The organism is Micromonospora alfalfae (assembly GCF_022230925.1).
Lineage (GTDB): Bacteria > Actinomycetota > Actinomycetes > Mycobacteriales > Micromonosporaceae > Micromonospora > Micromonospora alfalfae.
This window is the reverse complement of the sequence record NZ_JAKKFH010000061.1, coordinates 30,012-51,102: the sequence shown is the minus strand read 5'-3', so window position 1 is coordinate 51,102 and position 21,091 is coordinate 30,012. Positions and strand designations below refer to the sequence as shown.

Sequence of the window (21,091 nt, the reverse complement as noted above, 5' to 3'; positions counted from 1 at the left end):
TCGATTGACGCCCGTCAGCGGCGGCGGCTAGGTTTCTGGACCATCGTCCAGGCGGGCGCCGTCAGCGGACGGCCCTGGGCTGCCACACGATGGAGGTTCCATGGCAACGGCAACCCCGAAGAGATGGCCTGTCATCGCCGCTGCGGCCGCGCTGTTGGTCGCCGGCACACCCGCCGTCGTCGCCAGCGCCGGTCCGTCCGGCACCGCCGCCAGCCGACCCGACCGCGCCGAGTGGGCGGGCAGTTGGGCCACCGCTGTCACCCGGGGCAACTCGGTCGGGTTGACCAACACCGGCCTCAACGACCAGAGCGTCCGGATGATCGTGCACGTGTCGGTGGGCGGCCCGGCGCTGCGGGTCCGCCTGAGCAACCTCTACGGCGAGCAGGCGGTCACTGTCGGGCGCGCCACAGTCGCCCGGCCGAACACCGCGACCCCCGACGACCTCTCCGACATCGACGCGGCCTCGGTGCGCCCGCTGACCTTCACCGGTGCCACCACGGCGACAATGAACCGGGGCGCCGAACTGCTCAGCGACCCGTTGGCCTTCCCGGTCGCGGACGACAGCGACCTGGTGGTCACGGTGCACTTCCCGACGCCTACCGGCCCGACCACGTTCCACGGGCAGTCCCAGCAGGCCAACTTCATCGGCGCCGGGGATCTGACCGGGGCGGCCGAGGGCGCCGGGTTCACCACCCGGCCGACCTGCTGCTGGTTCTTCCTCTCCGGCGTCGACGTGCAGCGCAAGGGCAGCCCCGGCGCGCTGGTGGTGCTCAGCGACTCCATCGGTGACGGCAACGGCAGCACGGTCAACGCCAACCGGCGCTGGCCCGACCTGCTCTCCGACCGGCTGCTCGCCGACCGGCCGGACAAGCGCACCCCGGGTGTGCTCAACCTGAGCCTGGCCGGCAACCGGCTCAACCACGAGGGCACCGAGCCGGGCGACGGCAACTACCCGGGCTACTACCAGCTCGGCCCGAACGCGGCGGCCCGGCTCAACGAGGACGTGTTCGGCCAGACCGGGGTGCGTACTGTCGTCACCCACCTGGGCATCAACGACATCTGGATGTCGAACGACACACCTGAGGCGATCATCGGCACGCTGCGCCAGATCAACCAGCAGCTTCAGCAGCGCGGGCTGACCAGCCTGGTGGCCACGCTGACGCCGTACGAGGGGCACGGCGCGCCGGGCGTGTGGACGCCGCAGAAGGAGGCCACCCGCCAGGCGGTGAACGCGTACCTGCGCGGCAGTCGGGAGTTCGACGGGCTACTCGACTTCGACAGGGTGCTGCGCGACCCGGCACGGCCCAGCCAGCTGCTGCCCGCGTACGACTCGGGGGACCACATCCATCCGAACGACGCCGGCAACCAGGCACTGGCAAACGCCGTGCCGCTGCGGCTGCTCGACCTGTGACACGGGCCGGGGCGGCGGGTGATCCCCGCCGCCCCGGTCACCGACATCCTGGGGAGGAGTTGGCAGTGGACGTGGACGAGATACTCACCGGCCTGTACAGCGAGGCGGGCAGACAGGACCCGTATCCGTGGTACGCGGACCTGCACCGGCTCGGCCCGATCAGCGCCGTGCCGGCGCGCGCCGAGCACCGGACGGTGGCCGCCGTCGCGGTCGGCTACGACCTCGTCGACGGGTTGCTGCGCGATCCGGAGTGGACGAAGCAGCCGCCGCCGGGCTGGGAGGAGCAGGACATCCTGCGGACCTTCCAGACCTCGATGATGTTCGTCAACCCGCCCGATCACACCCGGATGCGGCACGTCTTCTCCCGCACCTTCACGCCGCGCCGGCTCGGCGCGCTGGAACCGGTGATCCTGCGGGTGGTCGACGAGCTGCTGGACCGGATGGCGGACGCCGGTGAGGGCGTCGTCGACTTCGTGGCCGACTTCGCGTACCCGATCCCGGCCCTGGTGATGGCCGAGTTCATCGGCATCCCGGCAGGGGAGTTGCCGTGGTACCGCGAGCGGGTGGAGTGGATCGACGAGTTCCTGGACGTGGCGGGGAAGACCCCGCAGCGGCTGGCCGCCGCCAACACCGCCGCGCAGGAGTTGCGGGCCTTCTACCGGGAGCTGCTCGCACACCGCCGCCGGACGCCCGGGGACGACCTGCTCAGCGGCTTGGTCGAGGCGCTCGACTCCGGGGAGGTGGAGCTGACCGAGGACGAGCTGATCAGCAACCTGGTCGTGCTGTTCAACGCCAGCTTCGTCACCACCGTCTACATGTTCAGCAATGGGCTGCCGTTGCTGCTGGCCCACCCGGAGACCGTCGCGGCGCTGCCCACCGACGCCACGCTGGCGCAGGGCTGCGTCGACGAGGTGCTGCGGTTGGCCAGCCCGGTGCACTTCCTGGCCCGCGCCGCGCCGGCCGACACAGTGCTGCACGGCGTGCCGGTCGCCAGTGACGACAACGTGCTGATCATGATCGGGGCGGCCAACCGGGACCCGGCCCGCTTCCCGGCCCCGGACGCCTTCGACCCGTCCCGTCCCGGCCCGGCGTCGCTGGCCTTCGGGGCGGGCCTGCACTTCTGCCTCGGCGCTGCGGTGTCCCGGTTGGAGGGACGTCTCGCGCTGCCCCGGCTGTTCGCCCGGTTCCCCGCGCTGACGGTCACCGAGACGCCGACGTACAGCGGCAGCCTGTTCCTGCGCGGTATCGACAAGCTGCTGGTCAGCACCTGTGGATAGGAGCGACATGGCGCTGCACCCGGAGGTCGCGGCGTACCGGGCGGCCCGCGCCGCGGCCGGCACTCCACCGCTGTACACGCAGACCCTCGCCGAGGCGCGCGCCGCGGACCTGGCCGCGATCCGCGCCGGCAGCGGCGCGGTCGAGCCGGTGACCGAGGTACGCGACGAGCGGATCCCCGGCCCCGCCGGGGAGCTGCCGCTGCGGGTGTACCGGCCGACCGGGTCGGGTCCGCTGCCCACAGTGCTGTACTTCTTCGGCGGCGGCTGGACGCTCGGCAGCATCGACACCGCCGACGGCATCTGCCGACGCCTTGCCAACGCCGTGCCCTGCCAGGTGATCACCGTCGGCTACCGTCTCGCCCCGGAGCACCCCTTCCCGGCGGCGGTGCACGACTGCCACGCCGCCACCTCGTGGATCGCCCGGCATGCCGACGAGTTGGGCGTGGACCCGACCCGGCTGGCGGTGGGTGGGGACAGCGCCGGCGGAAACCTGGCCGCCGCTGTCACCCTGCTCAGCCGTGGCGACGGGCCGCCGCTCGCCGCCCAGCTGCTGGTCTACCCGAACACCGACCAGAGCGGCGAGCCCGTTGGCGACGACGACCCGACGTTGTTCAACAGCCGTTCGGTCGCCTGGTACCGGACGCACTACTTCTCCGACCCGGCGCACGCCAGGGATCCGCTGGCCTCGCCGCTGCTCGCCGACGACCTGTCCGGGTTGCCGCCGGCGCTGGTGATCACCGCCGAACTGGATCCCCTGTGCGCCGAGGGGCGGCGGTACGCCGAGCGGCTGCGCGACGCCGGCGTGTCCGCCCGGCTGGAGCACTACCCGGGCATGATCCACGGCTTCTTCGCCATGCCGGGAACCTTCACCGACGGACGGCGGGCACAGGGGAGCGCTGCGGCGTTCCTCCGCGAGCGCTTCGGGCTGCCGTCCCGGCCGGACGACGCGGACGAGTTGGTCGAGCCGGCGACGGGCCCGGGGTCGGGCGATGGGTGAGCGGGTGGTGGCCGACCTGCCGGCCGTGTCGCTCGCCGACTACGCCGAGCGGGCCCGGGCGGTGCTGCCACCGGACGTGTGGGACTACCTGGCCGGCGGCAGCGCGTCGGAGGTCACCCTCACCGCGAACCGTCGCGCGCTGGACCGGGTCGCGGTGCTGCCCCGGGTGCTGCGCGGGGTGGACACCGTCGACCTCGGCACCCACCTGCTCGGCCGTCGGTACGCCATGCCGGTCGGGGTGGCGCCGATGGCGTACCAGCGTTTGGTGCACCCGGACGGAGAGCTGGGTCTGGCGGCGGCGGCCGGCGCGGCCGGGATCCCGTACCTGGCCAGCACGCTGGGCAGCACCCCCATCGAACAGGTCACCGGGGCGGGCGCTGACGTCTGGTTCCAGCTCTACTGGCTGCGCGACCGGGCGCTCGTCCGCGATCTGCTGGACCGGGTCGTCGCGGCCGGGTGCCGGGCGCTGGTGGTCACCGTCGATGTCCCGGTGCTCGGCCGACGTCCACGGGACCTGCGCAACGCGTTCCGGCTGCCGACCGAGGTGATCGCCGCGAACCTCCCCGGCGGGCGCGACGCGCTGGCGCACTCCGGTGCCCCCGGGGTGTCCGCGATCGCCGCGCACACCGCCGCGTCGTTCGCGCCGGCGCTGCGCTGGGCCGACCTGGCGTGGCTGCGCGAGCAGGTCGACCTGCCGCTGGTGGTCAAGGGGCTGCTGGACCCGCGTGACGCGACCGAGGCGGTACGGGTCGGCGCGGACGCGGTGGTCGTCTCCAACCATGGCGGGCGGCAGCTGGACGGCTCACCGGCGAGCGTCACCATGCTGCCGGAGGTCGTCGACGCGGTCGGGGACGGCTGCCAGGTGCTGCTGGACAGCGGCATCCGGTGCGGCACCGACGTGCTGCGGGCGCTGGCGTTGGGTGCGGCCGGGGTGCTCGTCGGCCGGCCGCTGCTGTGGGCCCTCGCAGCCGGTGGCGAACCGGCCGCCCGGGACGCGTTGGGACTGCTCGTCGCCGAGTTGACCGATGCGCTCACCCTGGCCGGCTGCGCCGACGTGGTGGCGGCCGGCGAGCTGCGCACCCTCGGGGTGGGTTGAGGGGTGAGCGCCGCCGAACCGGTCGACCTGACCGTCGCCGACCTGCACCCCGCGCTGGGCGATCCGGCGCTGACCTCGATGAACTTCCTCAACGAGGTGTCCGAGCGTTACCCGGCGGCGGTGTCCCTCGCGGCTGGCCGGCCGTACGAGGAGTTCTTCGACCTCGCGGCGGTGCACCGGCACCTGGACACCTTCCACCGGCACCTCGTCGACGACCTGGGGCACCGACCCGAGCAGGCCCGGCGGCTGCTGCTGCAGTACGGCCGGACCAAGGGCATCGTGCACCACCTGATCGCCCGCAACCTCGCTGTCGACGAGGGGATCACCGTCGACCCGGAGGACGTGGTGGTGACCGTCGGCTGCCAGGAGGCCATGTTCCTGGTGCTGCGGGCGTTGCGGGCCGGGCCGGCGGATGTGCTGCTCGCGGTCGCCCCGACCTACGTCGGCCTGACCGGGGCGGCCCGGCTGGTGGACCTGCCGGTGTGGCCGGTCGCCGGTGGGTCGGCCGGTGTCGACCTGGTCGACCTGGCGGCCCAGGTACGCCGAGCCCGGGCTGCGGGGCTGCGGCCGCGCGCCTGCTACCTGATGCCGGACTTCGCCAACCCCTCCGGGGCCAGCATCGACACCGCACACCGGCAGCGGTTGCTGGACCTGGCGGCGCAGGAGGATCTGCTGCTGCTGGAGGACAACCCGTACGGACTGTTCCACGGCGACGACGGGCCGCGCCCGCCCACCCTCAAGGCGTTGGACACCGGCCGGCGGGTCGTCTACCTCGGCTCGTTCGCCAAGACAGTGCTCCCCGGCGCGCGGGTCGGGTACGTCGTCGCCGACCAGCGGGTGGCCGGCCCGGGCGGTCGCGTCGGCCCGCTCGCCGACCAGCTCGCCATGATCAAGAGCATGGTCACTGTGAACACGTCACCGATCGCGCAGGCGGTGATCGGAGGCCGGCTGCTGGAGCACGGATGCAGCCTGGTGGCCGCGAACACCCGGGAGCGGTCCGCGTACACCCGGAATCTGCGCCACCTGGTGGCCGGCCTCACCCGGCGCTTCCCCGATCAGCCGGACCGGCCCGCGGTGCGTTGGACGGTGCCGGCCGGCGGGTTCTTCGTGGTGGTGACGGTGCCGTTTCCGGTCGACGACGCGCTGCTGGACCGCTCGGGGCGCGACTACGGGGTGCTGTGGACGCCGATGGCGCACTTCTACGACGACACCGCGCCGGTACGTGCGTTGCGGTTGTCGGTCAGCGCTGTCACACCTGAGCAGATCGACGTCGGGCTGGATCGCCTCGCGGCGCTGATCACCGACGAGCTGGCTCGCCGGGCGGGTTGACACACCGCGTTCATCGGATGGCAATGCGCGACGACCCGCCTGCCGCCGTCCTGGTTGGACGGTCATAATAAGCCGCATGGTTGCCTGGGAGTACGCCCTGCTCGTCCGCCGCTATCAGGGACAGGGCCGCAATTTTCACGTCTCGTTCGTCTGGTACGCGCCGGACGGGTCACGCAAGGACATCACCGCCTACGGCGACACCGCCATCGCGCACCTCAACCGCGCCGGCCGGGAGGGGTGGGAGCTGGTCTCCGCCGCCGAGGACGTCAACAACGTCCAGGGCAGCACCGAGGTCCACCGCTACCACCTGAAGCGCCCCATCGTCTGAGGGTTATCGGCCCGCCCCGGCACTCACCTGGATAAGCGACATACCTCTGGGTCACAGCGTGAACCAGAGGTATGTCGCTTATCCGAGCAGGTGCCGTCAGTGGCAACCCGCTCAGCTCAGGTCGATGCCCGGGTAGAGGGGGTACGTGGCCAGCAGGTCGGTGGCCTGACCGGCGACCTTGTCGGCCAGGCCGGCGTCCAGGTTGTACTTCGCCTTCGACGGGGTGCCGTCGGCGTTGGCGCCGGCGGTGGTCTGGGTCAGCACCGTGTGGATCAGCTCGGCGGTCTGATCCATCTCGGCGGTGCCCAGGCCCCGGGTGGTCAGCGCCGGGGTGCCGATCCGGATGCCGGACGTGTACCAGGCGCCGTTCGGGTCCTGCGGGACCGAGTTGCGGTTGGTGACGATGCCCGAGTCGAGGAGGGCCTGCTCGGCCTGCCGGCCGGTGAGCCCGTAGCCGGACACGTCGATCAGCACCAGGTGGTTGTCGGTGCCGCCGGTGACCAGCGTCGCGCCCCGGCGCAGCAGCCCCTCGGCGAGCGCCTGCGCGTTGTCGACGATCCGCTGGGCGTAGTCGGCGAAGTCGGGCCGGCGGGCCTCGGCGAGCGCGACCGCCTTGGCGGCCATCACGTGCGGCAGCGGACCACCGAGCACCATCGGGCAGCCCCGGTCCACCTGGTCGGCCAGCTCCGGCTGGCAGAGCACCATGCCGCCGCGCGGGCCGCGCAGGGACTTGTGCGTGGTGGTGGTGACGATGTGCGCGTGCGGCACCGGGTCGAAGTCGCCGGTGAAGACCTTGCCGGCCACCAGGCCCGCGAAGTGCGCCATGTCGACCATGAAGGTGGCGCCGACCGAGTCGGCGATCTCGCGCAGGATCCGGAAGTTCACCTTCCGGGGGTACGCCGAGTAGCCGCCCACCAGGATCAGCGGCTTGAACTCCCGGGCGGCCTCGGCCACCCGGTCGTAGTCGATCAGGCCGGTCGTCGGGTCGGTGCCGTAGCTGCGCTGGTCGAACATCTTGCCGGAGATGTTCGGCCGGAAACCGTGGGTGAGGTGGCCGCCGGCGTCCAGCGACATGCCGAGCATCCGCTGGTTGCCCAGCTCGCGGCGCAGCGCGAACCAGTCGGCTTCGGTGAGGTCGTTGACCTGGCGGACCTGGGCCTTCTTCAGGGCGGGGGACTCCACCCGGTCGGCCAGCACCGCCCAGAAGGCGACCAGGTTGGCGTCGATGCCCGAGTGCGGCTGCACGTACGCGTGCGCGGCGCCGAACAGCTCCCGGGCGTGCTCGGCGGCGAGCGCCTCGACGGTGTCGACGTTCTGGCAGCCGGCGTAGAAGCGGCGGCCGACGGTGCCCTCGGCGTACTTGTCGCTGAACCAGTTGCCCATTGCCAGCAGGGTCGCCGGGGAGGCGTAGTTCTCGCTGGCGATCAGCTTGAGCGACTCCCGCTGGTCGGTCAGCTCGGCGCCGATGGCGTCGGCGACCCGCGGCTCGACAGCCCGGATCACCTCAAGGGCGCTCCGGAATGCGGTGGATTCGGCGTTGCGGGACATGCGACCTCCAACAGACGTGCGGGAAGGCCCAGGCGCTCGGCAAACGTCCACGTGACGAGGCCGCTCCCCGATGGTTCTCCATCCCCACGCGCCAGTAACGGCCCGGGAGGATCCTACCGGGCCGGAACCGGCCGTTCGGGCCGCCCTCCGGGAAGCGACCCCGCCGACGTGATTGGGCGATGCGTCGCGGGGCACACGGTAGGTGACCACCGCGCCGTCACGGGTGCGGCCAGGGTTCGCACAGAAGGAGTCGAGAACATGACCACACCCACCTCCGACCGGCCGCTCGCCCTGGTGACCGGGGCCTCCAGCGGGATCGGGTACGAGCTGGCCGCGCAGTTCGTCGAGCACGGCTTCGACCTGGTCATCGCGGCCGAGGACGACGGCATCGAGGCGGCCGCGCAGAAGCTGCGCCGCGACGGCGGCCCGCAGATCTGGTCGGTCCGCGTCGACCTGGCTCGCGAGCAGGGCGTGACCGAACTGGTGGCCGCCGTCACCGCGACCGGACGGCCGCTGGACGCGCTTGCGCTCAACGCCGGCCGGGGCGCCGGTGGCGCCTTCGTCGGCGGCACCGACCTCGCCGACGAGTTGGAGATCGTCGACCTCAACGTGCGCTCGACGGTGCACCTGGCGAAGCGACTGCTGCCCGGGATGGTCGAGCGGGGTGCGGGCCGGGTGCTCTTCACCTCGTCGATCGCCTCCACCATGCCGGGGCCGTTCCAGGCGGTCTACAACGCGTCGAAGTCGTTCGTGCAGTCCTTCGCCGAGGCGCTGCGCAACGAGCTGAAGGACACCGGCGTCACGGTGACCTCGCTGATGCCCGGGCCGACCGACACGGAGTTCTTCGACCGGGCCGATATGGAGGACACCCGGGTGGGCTCGGGCAGGAAGGACGACCCGGCGAAGGTCGCCGAGCAGGGCTTCGAGGCGATGATGAAGGGTGATCAGACGATCACCGCCGGCTCGCTGATGAACAAGGTGCAGACCGCCGCCGGCAAGATCATTCCGGACAAGCTCAAGTCCGAGCAGCACCGACGGATGGCCGAGCCGGGATCCGGCAGCTGACCCGCGGGGCACACCGAAGGGCCCGGCACGATGCCGGGCCCTTCGGTGTGAGCGGGTGCCTCAGGCCGTCACCGCGTCCATTGCCTTCTTGATCGCCTTCGGCGCGGTGGGGGTACGCGGTGCGTCCGCGCGCAGCGCGATCATCTTCTCGCCGATCTCCTGGAGCTGCTTTCGGCCCAGCGCGTCGCGGACCTTGGGGAACCACTCCTGCTCTTCCTCCTCGACGTGGTGGCTGACGTTCTCGATCAGCACTGTCGTCTTGGCGTTGAACCGCTCGTCGTCGGCGTCCATGCTGACCAGCTCGGCGCAGAGCACGTCGGCGACGTGGTGCTCCTCGTACGACTCGAGGATGTCGTCCTCCAGGTCGGGCAGCAGGCGGCGGACCTCCGGGTACATCACCTCGTTCTCCAGGTAGGTGTGCACGGTCAGCGCCTCCAGGATCTGGTTCACCAGCTTCTGCCGCTGGCTCGCCGGCCCCTCCTCGGCGTCCTGGAAGGCCTTGAACAGGCGGCGCATTTCCTTGTGGTCCTCTTTGAGCAGGACGATGGCATCGGTCGACACCGGTATGACCTCCTGAAAAAGTCTGGGCTGGTGCGGTTCCGGTACCCCGACGCCGAAGGCGGAAACAAGGTGAAACCGCCTCAGACCATCGCCAGGGTGCGGGGTATCTCGTCGAGCAACTCCCGAGCCAGAAAGCCGATCCGTCCGTAGCGGGGAATCAGCCGCTGGCCGCTCACCGAGTGCGCGAACGAGCCCCAGCAGGCCGCCTGCGCCGGGTCGGCCCCCCGGGACAGCAGCCCCGCCAGCAACCCGGCGAGCACGTCCCCGCTGCCGGAGGTGCCCAGCCCGGCGTCGCCGCTCTCCTCCCGCCAACCCCGCCCGTCCGGGGCGGCCACGTGCCCGTACAGCGACACGACCGCCTCGTACCGCGCGGCCAACTCGGCCGCCTCGGCATCCAGGTCGTCGCCCGGCTCCCGCCCGAGCAGATGCCCGGCCTCGGTGACATTGGGGGTGAGAACCACGGGCCGACCCGAGCCGACCAGCAGGTCCGGCGCGTGGCTGAGCGCACCGAGGGCGTACGCGTCGAGCACCAGCGACGTGTCCGGACGGGCCGCTTCCAGGACCAGACCCAGCAGGCGGTTGGTCTCGTCGATCGCCTTCAGGCCGGGGCCGATCGCCACCACGTCGGCCTGCGCGACCAGGTCGTCGAGCTGGCCGTCCCGGTCGGCGGCCACCGCGCCGTCGGCGGTCTCCGGCAGACCGACCACCAGCGCCTCCGGCACCTGGATGCTCAGCGCGGCGGCGGTGGACTCGGCGGCGGCGAGCTGGAGCACCCCGGCGCCGGCGCGCAACGCGGCCACCCCGGCGAGCAGCACCGCGCCCGGCGTGAAGCGGGAACCGCCGACCACCAGTACGGTGCCCCGGCTCTCCTTTCCACCGACCGGCACCGGCAACGCCCAGTCCCGCAGCAACGCCGGGGTGATCACCTTCACCTCAGACCGGCTCGGCATGGATCTCGTCCTCCCTGGTGGGCTGGGCGCCCTGTTGGTGCAGGTGGCCGACCTCGTTGAAGCCGTCAAGCGTCAGCCGGTGCTCCGCGTCGGCCGACCAGTCGGTGATGGAGCAGTTGGCGATCACGTGCTGGCGGGTCAGCGCCATCAGGTCCGTCTCGGTCAGCCCCTCCACCAGGTAGCGCAGCAGAAAGACCAGCGCGTCGTGGCCGAAGAGCAGAACACGCTGGCCCTCGTGGTCTCGGCGCAGGTCGCCGAGGAGCGTGCGCAACCGCAGCGCCACGTCCGTCCAGGACTCTCCGCCCGGCGGCCGGTAGTAGAACTTGCCGAGTCGTTCCCGGCGCGCGGCCTCGTCCGGGTACCGCTGACGTACCCCGTGGCCGGTCAGTCCGTCGAGGATGCCCAGCTCCCGGTCGCGTAGCCGCTCGTCCCGGCTGACCGGGATGTCGGTGCCGTGCAGCGCCAACTCGGCGGTGGAGACTGCCCGCAGGTACGGCGAGACCACCGCCACGTCGGGCCGGCGGTCCGGGGGAAGCCCGGCCAGCCAACGACCGGTGGCCCGGGCCTGATCCTCCCCGGTGGGGGAGAGCGGCACGTCGGCGTCGCGGTGGCTGAGGCCGATCAGCTCCTCACCGGTCGCCTCGGCGTGCGTCGCCGCCACGTTCGCGGTGCTCTCACCGTGCCGGATGATCCAGAGCGTCGCCAGTTCCGCCATGCCGACCCCCTACCCGGGCGCCCACCGCGGTAACCGTGGCCCCGCCGATCGCACGCCGCCGGACGACCGTGCAGGTCGCCGCCGTCTGCGGGGCAGCGCCGCGAGGGGTTGATGCGGAACAATGTGACGGACAGCCAACGGGGGGGTGTCGACGGTGACCGTCGTGCGAGGTTTGCGGGAAGCGTTTCTGATATTCGTGATGGCCGGGGTGCTGGTCGCCGTCGCGGCAGCGATCTGGGTGGCGATCGCCGGCGGTGCCTACACCAACCGGCTGGGCATCGGCTTGGTGGTGGTGGGCGGGCTCCTCGGCGTGACGGGCGACCTGACGCTGAGCCGGATGGGCATGCTCGGCCCGCGCGCCACCTTCGGCGCCGCGCCGGAGCGGGAGACGGCCGGCGGTGGCCAGGTGCTCACCGGCGTCGGCATCTTCCTCTTCGTCGGGCTGCCGATGATCGTGGTGGGCGTGCTGCTGATCACCTGACCGGGTGCGCCAGCCCCGCCGCCGCCGGACAGCTCCGCCGCCGCGCCGCACGGGTGTCCGTTCGATGGCCGTACGGCGTGCCTGCGCGTCGTACCCTCGGCAGATGGCGACGGCGGCGGAGGAGATCCAGGTGGGGGAGCGGTTGGTCCGCGTCTCCAGCCCCGACAAGCCGTACTTCCCGGAGCGTGGGCTGACCAAGCTGGACGTGGTCCGCTACTTCCTGGCGGTGGGCGACGGCATCCTGCGGGCGCTGCGGGACCGGCCGACCATGCTGGAACGCTGGCCGCGCGGTGTCTTCGAGGGCGCGACGATCGCCACCCGGCAGACCAACAGGGGCGACGCGTTCTACCAGAAGCGGCTGCCGGCCGGCGCGCCCGAGTGGGTGCGGACCGCGCACATCACGTTCCCCAGTGGTCGTACCGCCGACGAGGTCGCGCCGAGCGAGTTGGCGGTCGTCATCTGGGCGGCCAACCTGGGGACCCTGCGGTTCCACCCGTGGCCGGTCACCGCCGCCGACGTGGAACGCCCCGACCAGCTGCGCATCGACCTGGATCCGATGCCCGGCGTCGGCTTCGAGCAGGTGGTGCCGGTGGCGCACGAGGTGCGGGCGTTCCTCGCCGAGCTGGGCATGACCGCCTACCCGAAGACCACCGGCGGTCGGGGTCTGCACGTCTACCTGTCGATCGAGCCGCGGTGGAGCTTCGGCGACTGCCGTCGAGCGGTGCTCGCGCTGGGCCGGGAGATGCAGCGCCGGTTGCCGGACCTGGTCACCACCACCTGGTGGCGCGAACAACGGGACCGACCGGTCTTCGTCGACTACAACCAGATGGCCCGGGACCACACGGTGACCTCGGCGTACTCGATCCGGCCGACGCCCGCCGCGTTGGTCTCCGCGCCGCTGGACTGGTCGGAGCTGGACCAGGTCCGACCGGAGGACTTCGACGTGCTCAGCATGCCGTCCCGGTTCGCCGAGCGCGGCGACCCGCACGCCGGCCTGGACGGTGACCGGCACTCGCTGGAACCGCTGCTGGAGCTGGCCGACCGCGACGGGCTGGAGGCTCCGCCGGAGCGCTGAGCCCGGCGCTCACGCCCAGGGGCTGCCAAGCCCGTCGAACTCCTCGAAGACCAGCCAGGTACGGGTGGACAGCACCCCGGGAATGCTCTGCACCCGGCCCAGCACCACGTCGCGCAGCGCGGCGTTGTCCGGGGCGCGCACCAGCGCGAGCACGTCGTGGTCACCGCCGAGCAGCGCGGCGTGCTCGATGTAGCGCACCCGGGCCAGCTCGGCCGACACCTCCCGCCAGGTGTTCTGCTCGATGGTCAGGGCGATGTACGCCGACGTGCCCAGCCCGGCCGCCTCGGGCGCTACCTGGGCCCGGAACCCGGTGATCACCCCGTCGCGGAGCAACCGCTCCACCCGCGCGTACGCGTTGGTGCGGGAGATGTGGATCCGTTCGGCGAGGGTGCGCACCGACGTCCGACCGTCGCGGACCAGCTCGTCGAGGATCCGCCGGTCGACCTCGTCCAGGGCTCGGGCCGATCGTCCCGATCCCGCGCCCCGGCTCGCTTCGTCGGCGGTCTCCTGGCTCACTGCTGGGCCCTCCGCATGCCAACCGTCCCGCCTTCTGTGTCGATCTTGAGTCAATCATTCACAAGCGGAAGCATAGGCTCACCACACGTCCCAGGAGGTTCCGCCGTGACGACCACTCCCCAGGCGGTCCGCAGGGCATCCCCGCGCGCCCGTCGAACGGTCACCCCGCCCGACCCGGCCCGCTCGTTGCTGCCAGACGCCGAGCCGGTCCGCCTGCTCGCCGAGAACGGCACGCCGTTGCCCGCCCGTGCCGACTACCCCGAACCACCCGCCGAGGTGCTGCGCGAGCTGTACCGCCGGATGGTGCTCGGCCGCCGCTTCGACACCCAGGCGACCGCCCTGACCAAGCAGGGCCGGCTCGCCGTCTACCCGTCCTCGCGGGGCCAGGAGGCGTGCCAGGTCGGCGCGGTCCTCGCCGTCCGCGACACCGACTGGGTCTTCCCCACGTACCGCGAGTCGATGGCGCTGGTTGCCCGAGGCATCGACCCGGTCGAGGTGCTCACCCTGCTGCGCGGCGACTGGCACTGCGGCTACGACCCGACCGAGGTACACACCGCGCCGCAGTGCACCCCCCTCGCCACCCAGTGCGTGCACGCCGCCGGGCTGGCGCACGGCGAGGCGTACCAGGGTCGCGACACAGTGGCGCTGGCCTTCATCGGCGACGGCGCCACCAGCGAGGGCGACTTCCACGAGGGGATCAACTTCGCCGCCGTGTTCAAGGCGCCGGTGGTCTTCTTCGTGCAGAACAACAAGTACGCCATCAGCGTCCCGCTGTCGCGGCAGACCGCCGCGCCGTCGCTGGCCTACAAGGGCGTCGGCTACGGCGTACCCAGCGAGCAGGTCGACGGCAACGACCCGGTGGCGGTGCTCGCCGTGCTCACCCGCGCGGTCGCCCACGCCCGGGCCGGCAAGGGGCCGTTCCTGGTCGAGGCGCACACCTACCGGATGGAGCCGCACACCAACGCCGACGACGCCACTCGCTACCGCGACAGCGCCGAGGTCGACGCCTGGCGGGACCGGGACCCGGTCGCCCGGCTGGAGACCTACCTGCGCGCCCGCGGTGTGCTCGACGACGCGGCGGTCGCCGAGATCACCGAGCAGGCCGAGGCGTACGCGGCGGACCTGCGGACCCGGATGAACGAGCAGCCCACCGTCGACCCGCTGAGCCTCTTCGACCACGTCTACGCCGAGCCCACCCCGCAACTGATCGAACAGCGTGAGCAGGTCCGCGCCGAACTGGCCGCCGCCCACGCCGAGGAGGGTGACGCCTGATGGCCACCACCATGGCGAAGGCGCTCAACACCGCGCTCGCCGACGCGCTCGCCGCCGACGACCGGGTCGTCGTCTTCGGTGAGGACGTCGGCGCGCTGGGCGGCGTCTTCCGGATCACCGACGGCCTCCAGGCCCGTTTCGGCGAGAACCGCTGCTTCGACACCCCCCTCGCCGAGGCCGGCATCGTCGGCTTCGCCGTCGGCATGGCCATGTCCGGTCTGCGCCCTGTGGTCGAGATGCAGTTCGACGCATTCGCGTACCCGGCGTTCGAACAGATCGCCTCGCACGTGGCGAAGCTGCGCAACCGCACCCGGGGCACGCTGAGCGTGCCGATCGTCATCCGCGTGCCGTACGCGGGCGGGATCGGCGGAGTCGAGCACCACTGCGACTCGTCCGAGGCGTACTACGCGCACACCCCGGGACTGAAGGTGGTCACCCCGGCGACAGTCGACGACGCGTACTCGCTGCTGCGCGAGGCCATCGAGGACCCCGACCCGGTGGTCTTCATGGAGCCCAAGAAGCTCTACTTCGCCAGCGCCGAGGCGTCCCTGCCGACCCGCAACGAGCCGTTCGGCCGGGCCGTCGTGCGCCGGCCCGGACGCGACGCCACACTGGTGGCGTACGGGCCGGCGGTGCCGGTCGCGCTGGAGGCCGCCGAGGCCGCCCGCGAGGAGGGGTGGGACCTGGAGGTCGTCGACGTGCGCACCATCGTGCCGTTCGACGACGAGACCATCACCGCCTCGGTCCGGCGTACCGGCCGGTGCGTGGTGATCCAGGAGGCGCCCGGCTTCGCGGGCGTCGGCGCGGAGATCGCCGCCCGGGTCCAGGAGCGCTGCTTCCACGCGCTGCACGCCCCGGTGCTGCGGGTCGCCGGACTGGACATCCCGTACCCGGCGCCGATGCTGGAGCACACCCACCTGCCCGGCGTGGACCGGGTGCTCGACGCGGTGGCCCGCCTCCAGTGGGACGACCAGCCGGACGCGCGTTGGGCGGCGGCATGACCACCGTCGAACGGACGCAGGTCTTCCTCCTGCCCGACCTGGGCGAGGGGCTGAGCGAGGCCGAGATCGTCGAGTGGCGGGTCGCCGTGGGTGACGTGGTCACCGTCGACCAGAGCGTGGTCGAGGTGGAGACCGCCAAGGCCGTCGTCGACGTGCCCTGCCCGTACGCCGGCCGGGTGGTCACCCTGCACGGCGCGGCCGGTGAGGTACGCCCGGTCGGCCAGCCGTTGATCACCATCGCGCCGCTGGACGGCGGCGACGAGCCCGCCGGGCACGCCACCTACCGCGAGGAGGAGCGGGCCGGATCCGGCAACGTGCTGATCGGGTACGGCACCGGCCACGGCACCGCCACCCGCCGTCGGCGGCGGCCCCGCCTGGCGGTGGCCCCCGAACCGGCCGACGCCGGCCCGACCGGCGGCACCCCCGCGGCTGCCGGTGCCGCGTCCGGTGACCCGGCACCGCCGTCCGCGGCCCTTGTCATCTCGCCGATCGTGCGGCGGCTGGCCCGTGAGCACGGCGTCGACCTCGACACGGTGCGGGGCACCGGACCCGGGGGTGTGATCCGCCGCGCCGACGTGGAGGCCGCGCTGACCGCGCCCGCCGCCCGGCTCGCCGCCGTGCCGGACCCGCAGGTCGGGTCGGCCCCGGCCGGAGACGGCGACGTCATCGTCCCGCTGACCGGCGTCCGCAAGGTGATCGCCGACAAGCTCTCCCGCAGCCGGCGGGAGATCCCGGAGGTGACCATCTGGGTCGACGTGGACGCCACCGGCCTGTTGGACACCCGTGCCGCGATCAACGCGGCGACTCCCGACGCGCCGGTGAGCATCCTCGCCCTGCTGGCCCGGATCTGCCTCAGCGGACTGCGCCGGTTCCCGCAGCTCAACGCCCGGGTCGACACCGAGGCGCAGCGCATCGTCCAGTCCGCCGGGGTGCACCTCGGCATCGCCGCGCAGACCGACCGGGGTCTGCTGGTGCCGGTGCTGCGCGACGCCCAGCGGCTCACCACCGCCGAGTTGGCCGCCGAACTGGCGGCGACCACGGCCGCCGCGCGGGCCGGCAGCCTGCCCCCGGCCCGGCTGACCGGTGGCACCTTCACGCTGAACAACTACGGGGTGTTCGGCGTCGACGGCTCCACGCCGATCATCAACCACCCCGAGGCGGCCCTGCTCGGGGTCGGGCGGATCGTGGACAAGCCGTGGGTGGTCGACGGGCAGCTCGCCGTCCGCAAGGTGACCCAGCTCAGCCTCACCTTCGACCACCGGGTCTGCGACGGCGGGGTGGCCGGCGGCTTCCTGCGGCACGTCGCCGACTGCGTGGAGCGACCGGCGCTGCTGATCGCCGCCGTCTGACGCGTACCCCCCTCGGCCCCGGCGCTGCCTCTGCGGCGCCGGGGCCGGCGCACGTCCGGGCTTCCCGGCGGTGCCATCGGGCCGGGGCTTCCCGGCGGTGTCTTCGGGCCGGGGTTTCCCGGCCGTGTCTCCGGGCCGGGGTTTCCCGGCGGCCTCACCGGGAAGTCGGCCCCGCCGGAGCGCACCGAACGCGTCGAAGGGAGCCCGCCGTGGCCGTGGCGAACGAGCTGCTGCTGAACTCGGTCCGGGTACGACGGCCCGCCTCGGCCGGCGCGCCGCTGTACTGCGACGCGCTGGAGTACGGGCTCACCGGTGACGGCGCGACCAACGACCAGCCGGCGCTGGCCGCCCTCGTGGACCGCCTCGGCACCGGGTACGCCTCGGACGGACGGGCTCGGGTCATCTACTGCCCGCCGGGCATCTACTCGATCCGCGACGCCGGCACCGTGTGGCGCAGCGGTGTGTCGCTGATCGGGGCCGGCCCGGCGGCGACCCGGTTCATGCTCAGCAACGAGGGCAACCGGGCCGACCCCACCCCGCTGGCCTTCTGGACGACACTCCAGCACGGCGCCGACCGGGACCGGCACATCGCCGACTGCACCTTCGCCGACTTCCAGATCGACGGCTCCGGCGTGGCCATGGCCGAGTACAACTACCTGGCCAAGGGCCTCGGCCTCCAGTACGTGGTGCGGGGCGTCTTCCGCAACCTCTACATCCACCACACCGCCGCCAGCGGGCTGGGCTGCGACTTCCTCCAGGACACCCTGATCGACGGCGTCGTGGTGGTCGGCTGTGGCCGGCTCGACAACGGCGAGCAGATGGGCGGAGCCGGCATCGGTATCGGCGTCGGCGGGTGGGGTCCGGAGGAGCGGCTGACCATCGCCAACTGCACCGCCCTGGCCAACGGCACCAACGGGATCTTCCTGGAGTTGCAGAAGGACTACTGGGAGCCACCGCGCGGCTACCGCATCATCGGCTGCCACAGCCAGGGCAACCGCTTCGGCATCTCCGACTGGGGCACCGACGGGCTGATCGTGTCCGCCTGCACGATGACCGGCAACCTGGAGGCCGGCTTCGACGTGTCGTCGCAGGGCACCTCGACCGTGGCCGGCCGGGGCGGGCTGCTCACCGACTGCGTCATCGACGGCAACCTGCGGGACGGGGTCAGCATCGGCAACAGCCCCGGCCCGTACACCGTACGGGGCAACCGGATCAGCGGAAACGGCCAGCACGGCTACCACGCGCGCGACCTCCGGCGCGGTTACCAGGGCCCGGTCCGCGACGTGGTGATCGAGAGCAACGAGTTCTGGGGCAACGGCCTCGACGCCGTCCGCATCGACCACCAGATGACCGACGCCGTGCTGCTCAACAACCGGATCCGCAACAACGGAAGGCAGTACGCCCGAGCCGCCGGTGGTAAGGGCGAGGCCGTCCGCTACAGCGAACGGAGCCTGGTGGACCGGACCGCCGACTGGCCGCACGACGGGCACCGGGGCAAGATCCTGCGGGTCGGTCGGTCCGTGGCCACGGTGGCCGCCAACAGCGGCGACGAACTCACCCTCGCCCCGGTCCGCCCGGACGCGTTCAGCGCGTGGAGCGGGGACGTGCCACCGCCGGGCTGTGCGTACGAACTGGACCCCGCCCCCGGGCGGCGGGCCGGCATCACCATCGACGCGCCCTTCGACTCGGCCACCATCAGGGGCAACAGGGTCTGGGACAACCACGACAACCCGACCCAGACGCACGGGCTGTGGATCACCGAGCGGGGCAGTTGCGTGGACTGCCGGGTCGAGGACAACGACCTGGCCGGCAACGCCGACGAGGGGATGCGACTGGACACCCCGCCGGTGGGCGGACGATGGCGGGACAACCACGTGGACAGTGACTGGAGTTGACCGGACGCTGGCTGCCGTCTGGGCGCCCCGGCGACGCCGCCGGCGAGAGCATGAAGCTGAACGACGTGTGGCGGCGGCCGGAAGGATCCGGCCGCCGCCACTGTCGTGGTTGAGCTGATCAGCCGGCCAGACCAGCCACCGGGGTCGGGTCCAGCACCACGGTCGCCGAAGCGGACTGCGGAGGTACGCCCGGGTCGGTCGGGGCGTCGGTGTACTCCGCGACGAACACCGCGGTCAGGTTGTCAGCGCCGCTGTGCCCACCGTCCAGGAAGGTGGGAATGGTGCCGGAGCAACCAGTCGAGGTGGAGAGCGGGTGCCCGTGCTCATCGTGCCCGAGCACATAGGTGACCTTCACCCGGGAGCAGTCCACCGGCAGGTCGTCGGTGACCTTCACCTCGTACGCGACGGTCTGCCCGAACTGGAACGGCTGCCCGGCCTCCGGGGTGACGAACTCGACGACCGGCGCGGTCGGCCCGACCACCAGCGGCAGGGACGCCGAGGCGGACCGTCCGGTGCGGTCGGTGACCTTCAACGTCGGCGTGTACGAGCCGTTCTCCGGGAACGTCCAGCTCGCGTTCGGGTTGGTGCTGTCCACCGAACCGTCCGCGTTGAAGTCCCACGCGTAGCTGAGCTTGTCACCGTCCGGGTCGGTCGTGCCGGCGCTGGAGAACGCGACGGTCAGCGGGGCCTGCCCAACGGTCGGGGTGCCGCTGATCTTCGGGATCGGCGTCCGGTTGCCCCTGACGAAGTCGATCCGGGACAGCTGGGCGTCCGGGTTCTCGGCGAAGTAACCGTCGCCGTACTCCAGGACGTAGAGCGCGCCGTCCGGGCCGAACTCCATGTCCATCGGGTTGTCCACCACCAGCGACGGCGCCACCGGACGGATGTCGTCGACGTCGCCGTCCTCGTCCAGGCGGAACTCCTTGATGTAGTCACGGGTCCACTCGTAGAACAGTGGCACCCCGTCGTAGTAGGCGGGCCAGCGGGTACGCGACGTGCTGGTTCCGTCGTAGTCGTAGGCCGGGCCGCCCATCGGAGCGATGCCGCCGGTGCCCAACTGCGGGAACTCGGCCGAGGCGGCGGCCGCGTACCAGACCTCAGGCTGCTCGACCGGCGGCAGCACGCGCTTGCCGGTGTTGTGCGGTGAGTCGTTGACCGGGCGCTTGCAGTTGAACTTGGCGCCGGACTCGCCGGTGGCGAAGTCGTAGTCGCGGTAGGCGATCGTCGGCGTCACGCAGTACGGCCAGCCGTAGTTCGCCGGCTTGTCGACGCGCATCCACCGGCCGTGACCGGCCGGGCCGCGCTCCGGGTTCGGGTTGGAGGCGTCCGGCGAGTAGTCGCCGACGTACACGTCGTCGGTACGCCTGTCGACGGCGAACCGGAACGCGTTACGCAGCCCCATCGCGTAGATCTCCGGACGGGTCTGCGCGGTGCCCGGCTTGAACAGGTTGCCGGCCGGCACCGTGTAGCCACCACCGGCCTTCACCTTGATCCGCAGCAGCTTGCCGCGCAGGTCGTTGGTGTTGGCCGCGGTGCGCTGGGCGTCGTACGCCGGGTTGCGGTCGGCCCGCTCGTCGATCGGGATGTAACCGTCGGAGGCGAACGGGTTGGTGTCGTCACCGGTCGACAGGTACAGGTTGCCCTTGCTGTCGAAGTCGATCTGGCCGCCGACGTGGCAGCAGATGCCCCGGTCGGTCGGCACGTCGATGATCTGCTGCTCGCTGGCGAGGTTCAGCTTCGTCCCGTCCAGCTTGAACCGGGACAGCCGCAGCGCGCCCTTGAACCGCTGCCAGTCCGCCTCGGTGCCGGTCTCCGGCGCGTCCCCCTCGTTGACGCCGGGTGTCGCCGGGTCGTCCACCGGAGTGTCCATCGGCGGCGAGTAGTAGAGGTACACCCACTTGTTCTGGGCGAAGTTCGGGTCGATGGCGACGCCCTGCAACCCCTCCTCGTCGTGCTCGTACACCGGAATGTCGGCGGCGAGGGTGTTCAGCCCGGTGCGCGGGTCGTGGATGCGGACCTCACCGGTGCGGGAGGTGTGCAGCACCCGCAGGTCGGGCAGGACGGCGAGGCTCATCGGCTCGCCCGGGAAGTCGTTCAGTGTCACTTTCTGGAAGCTGCTGTCCGGCGGCGCGGCCGGCGCTGCGGACGCTGCCGACTGTGGTACGGCCAGACCGGCCGTCACCAACAGCAGGGCGGACGCGTATGCGGTCCTGTTCATCAGGTGA

Annotated in this window: 19 protein-coding genes and 1 riboswitch; of the genes, 13 read left to right on the top strand and 6 right to left on the bottom strand. The window is 72.1% G+C overall.

The window, feature by feature from the left end:
• Positions 1–133: 133 nt before the first annotated feature.
• The 6 genes from MED01_RS32360 to MED01_RS32335 all read left to right on the top strand — a co-directional run bounded on the left by MED01_RS32360 (position 134) and on the right by MED01_RS32335 (position 6,438).
• Positions 134–1,411, top strand: coding sequence for an SGNH/GDSL hydrolase family protein (locus tag MED01_RS32360; RefSeq protein WP_238672353.1), 1,278 nt, complete (start codon positions 134–136; stop codon positions 1,409–1,411).
• A 65-nt stretch (positions 1,412–1,476) separates the two neighbouring features.
• On the top strand, positions 1,477–2,688 hold the full coding sequence (locus MED01_RS32355; RefSeq protein ID WP_238672248.1) for a cytochrome P450: 1,212 nt from the start codon (positions 1,477–1,479) through the stop codon (positions 2,686–2,688).
• A 7-nt stretch (positions 2,689–2,695) separates the two neighbouring features.
• On the top strand, positions 2,696–3,685 hold the full coding sequence (lipP1, locus tag MED01_RS32350; protein ID WP_238672247.1) for a LipP1 family hormone-sensitive lipase: 990 nt from the start codon (positions 2,696–2,698) through the stop codon (positions 3,683–3,685).
• Complete coding sequence (locus MED01_RS32345; RefSeq protein ID WP_238672246.1) at positions 3,678–4,781, top strand: alpha-hydroxy acid oxidase; 1,104 nt, start codon at positions 3,678–3,680, stop codon at positions 4,779–4,781. Before lipP1 ends, MED01_RS32345 begins: the two co-directional genes overlap by 8 nt.
• A gap of 3 nt (positions 4,782–4,784) precedes the next feature.
• Positions 4,785–6,110 carry an aminotransferase-like domain-containing protein gene (locus tag MED01_RS32340; protein WP_238672245.1) on the top strand — a complete coding sequence of 442 codons (1,326 nt, stop codon included), beginning with the start codon at positions 4,785–4,787 and terminating at the stop codon, positions 6,108–6,110.
• 67 nt (positions 6,111–6,177) lie between these two features.
• Positions 6,178–6,438, top strand: a complete 261-nt coding sequence (locus MED01_RS32335) for a hypothetical protein (RefSeq protein ID WP_238672352.1) — start codon at positions 6,178–6,180, stop codon at positions 6,436–6,438.
• A gap of 111 nt (positions 6,439–6,549) precedes the next feature.
• Here MED01_RS32335 and MED01_RS32330 read toward each other — a convergent pair whose 3' ends face one another.
• On the bottom strand, positions 6,550–7,986 hold the full coding sequence (locus tag MED01_RS32330) for a glycine hydroxymethyltransferase (RefSeq protein WP_238672244.1): 1,437 nt from the start codon (positions 7,984–7,986) through the stop codon (positions 6,550–6,552).
• A gap of 19 nt (positions 7,987–8,005) precedes the next feature.
• A riboswitch (ZMP/ZTP riboswitch) is annotated at positions 8,006–8,095 on the bottom strand.
• A gap of 149 nt (positions 8,096–8,244) precedes the next feature.
• Between MED01_RS32330 and MED01_RS32325 the strand changes: the two genes are divergently transcribed.
• On the top strand, positions 8,245–9,051 hold the full coding sequence (locus tag MED01_RS32325; RefSeq protein WP_238672243.1) for an SDR family NAD(P)-dependent oxidoreductase: 807 nt from the start codon (positions 8,245–8,247) through the stop codon (positions 9,049–9,051).
• Between the two features lie 60 nt (positions 9,052–9,111).
• Here the strand turns inward: MED01_RS32325 and MED01_RS32320 are convergent, their stop codons facing one another.
• The 3 genes from MED01_RS32320 to MED01_RS32310 all read right to left on the bottom strand — a co-directional run bounded on the left by MED01_RS32320 (position 9,112) and on the right by MED01_RS32310 (position 11,277).
• Positions 9,112–9,612, bottom strand: a complete 501-nt coding sequence (locus tag MED01_RS32320; RefSeq protein ID WP_238672242.1) for a hemerythrin domain-containing protein — start codon at positions 9,610–9,612, stop codon at positions 9,112–9,114.
• Between the two features lie 80 nt (positions 9,613–9,692).
• Positions 9,693–10,562, bottom strand: coding sequence for an NAD(P)H-hydrate dehydratase (locus MED01_RS32315; protein ID WP_238672241.1), 870 nt, complete (start codon positions 10,560–10,562; stop codon positions 9,693–9,695).
• The gene (locus tag MED01_RS32310; RefSeq protein ID WP_238672240.1) at positions 10,546–11,277 is read right to left on the bottom strand and encodes a histidine phosphatase family protein; all 732 of its coding nucleotides are present in this window, start codon (positions 11,275–11,277) and stop codon (positions 10,546–10,548) included. The genes MED01_RS32315 and MED01_RS32310 overlap by 17 nt, the downstream gene beginning before the upstream one ends.
• 154 nt (positions 11,278–11,431) lie before the next feature.
• Between MED01_RS32310 and MED01_RS32305 the strand changes: the two genes are divergently transcribed.
• Together MED01_RS32305 and MED01_RS32300 are read left to right on the top strand one after the other, a co-directional pair.
• Positions 11,432–11,758 (top strand): hypothetical protein, encoded by a 327-nt coding sequence (locus MED01_RS32305; RefSeq protein WP_238672239.1) that lies wholly within the window; start codon positions 11,432–11,434, stop codon positions 11,756–11,758.
• A 103-nt stretch (positions 11,759–11,861) separates the two neighbouring features.
• The gene (locus MED01_RS32300) at positions 11,862–12,833 is read left to right on the top strand and encodes a DNA polymerase domain-containing protein (protein WP_238672238.1); all 972 of its coding nucleotides are present in this window, start codon (positions 11,862–11,864) and stop codon (positions 12,831–12,833) included.
• A 9-nt stretch (positions 12,834–12,842) separates the two neighbouring features.
• Here the strand turns inward: MED01_RS32300 and MED01_RS32295 are convergent, their stop codons facing one another.
• A complete protein-coding gene (locus tag MED01_RS32295; protein WP_124854498.1) occupies positions 12,843–13,349 on the bottom strand; it encodes an Lrp/AsnC family transcriptional regulator in 507 nt (168 codons plus the stop codon).
• Between the two features lie 105 nt (positions 13,350–13,454).
• On the opposite strand from MED01_RS32295, the gene pdhA reads away from it, so the two are divergent.
• The 4 genes from pdhA (at position 13,455) to MED01_RS32275 (ending at position 18,866) form a co-directional block, all read left to right on the top strand.
• Positions 13,455–14,621, top strand: a complete 1,167-nt coding sequence (gene pdhA / locus MED01_RS32290; protein WP_372493775.1) for a pyruvate dehydrogenase (acetyl-transferring) E1 component subunit alpha — start codon at positions 13,455–13,457, stop codon at positions 14,619–14,621.
• Positions 14,618–15,622: an alpha-ketoacid dehydrogenase subunit beta gene (locus MED01_RS32285; protein ID WP_238672350.1), complete on the top strand. Its 1,005-nt coding sequence runs from the start codon at positions 14,618–14,620 to the stop codon at positions 15,620–15,622. The genes pdhA and MED01_RS32285 overlap by 4 nt, the downstream gene beginning before the upstream one ends.
• A complete protein-coding gene (locus tag MED01_RS32280) occupies positions 15,619–16,971 on the top strand; it encodes a dihydrolipoamide acetyltransferase family protein (RefSeq protein ID WP_372493774.1) in 1,353 nt (450 codons plus the stop codon). The genes MED01_RS32285 and MED01_RS32280 overlap by 4 nt, the downstream gene beginning before the upstream one ends.
• Positions 16,972–17,186: 215 nt before the next feature.
• The gene (locus tag MED01_RS32275) at positions 17,187–18,866 is read left to right on the top strand and encodes a right-handed parallel beta-helix repeat-containing protein (protein WP_238672348.1); all 1,680 of its coding nucleotides are present in this window, start codon (positions 17,187–17,189) and stop codon (positions 18,864–18,866) included.
• 118 nt (positions 18,867–18,984) lie between these two features.
• Here MED01_RS32275 and MED01_RS32270 read toward each other — a convergent pair whose 3' ends face one another.
• The gene (locus tag MED01_RS32270; protein WP_238672237.1) at positions 18,985–21,084 is read right to left on the bottom strand and encodes a PQQ-dependent sugar dehydrogenase; all 2,100 of its coding nucleotides are present in this window, start codon (positions 21,082–21,084) and stop codon (positions 18,985–18,987) included.
• Positions 21,085–21,091: the final 7 nt, after the last annotated feature.